The sequence below is a fragment of the Methanocalculus taiwanensis genome, from assembly GCF_024372745.1.
Classification (GTDB): domain Archaea; phylum Halobacteriota; class Methanomicrobia; order Methanomicrobiales; family Methanocorpusculaceae; genus Methanocalculus; species Methanocalculus taiwanensis.
This window is the reverse complement of record NZ_VOTZ01000069.1, coordinates 1-1007: the sequence shown is the minus strand read 5'-3', so window position 1 is coordinate 1007 and position 1007 is coordinate 1. Positions and strand designations below refer to the sequence as shown.

Here is a 1007-nt window from a genome sequence, read left to right as displayed (position 1 = left end):
AGATTGATGCGTTCCTCCTCGGAGGTGAGCAGTAAATGACGGAAGAGTGGAAACCAAAGATTCTCGGCATCATCTGCAACTGGTGTTCCTATGCAGGAGCAGATCTCGCAGGGAGTGCACGAACACAATATCCACCGGACATCAGGACGATCAGGGTCATGTGTACCGGCCGTGTCGATACCCTCTTCATCATGAAGGCGTTCATCGACGGAGCTGACGGAGTCCTGGTGTCAGGTTGCCATTTCGGCGACTGCCACTATCTTGAAGGCAACTACAAGGCAGCTAAGAGGATGTTTTTGATGAAGAGTGTCCTCAAGAACATGGGACTCGAAGACAAGAGACTCAGAATGACATTTGTCTCAGCATCAGAAGGTGCAAAGTGGGCAAAGGTCGTCGAGGATGTTGTCAGGACAGTAACTGAACTTGGGCCTAGCCCCATTAAGGAGTTCCAGCAGTAGACGGAGGGTATGAGCGTGACCAAGATTTCACTGAACCTTATATCCGGACGCACGATTCAGCAGGGCGTTTCGATGGAGGGCGGCAAAGAGAAAAAGGCCTACACAAAGGCATGCGGCATCATCGAGATGGATCCCTCCGACATGAAGAAGCTGAGTGTCTGGAAGAACACCAATGTCCGCGTTACAAGCGAATACGGAACCGTCATCGTGAAGGCTGTCGAAGCAACCCAGGGTCCACACCCTGGCCTTGCCTATATTCCGATGGGACCCTGGGCAAACATGGTCGTTGACCCAAATACCTACTCAATGGGTATGCCGACCTTCAAGGGCACCCCTATTGAAGTCGAAGTAGCAATCAACGAGCCGGTCTATGACTCCCAGGAACTCGTCCGCAGAGCATGCGGACTCAAGGTGTGAGGAAAGTCTATGGCAAATATCGTATCAGATGTAATATGCCCCTTCTGCGGGACACTCTGTGACGACCTTGAGGTCGAGCTGAGTGACGACGGCAAGAAGATCCTTGAGGTCTATCATGCCTGCGCAATCGGT

At 52.0% G+C, this 1007-nt stretch carries 2 protein-coding genes; both read left to right on the top strand.

The genetic code is table 11. From position 1 onward, the window contains the following. Positions 1-35: 35 nt before the first annotated feature. Positions 36-458 carry a hydrogenase iron-sulfur subunit gene (locus FTO68_RS11825; RefSeq protein WP_255333454.1) on the top strand — a complete coding sequence of 141 codons (423 nt, stop codon included), beginning with the start codon at positions 36-38 and terminating at the stop codon, positions 456-458. 9 nt (positions 459-467) lie between these two features. Further along, a complete protein-coding gene (locus FTO68_RS11820; protein ID WP_255333614.1) occupies positions 468-875 on the top strand; it encodes a molybdopterin dinucleotide binding domain-containing protein in 408 nt (135 codons plus the stop codon). Positions 876-1007: the final 132 nt, after the last annotated feature.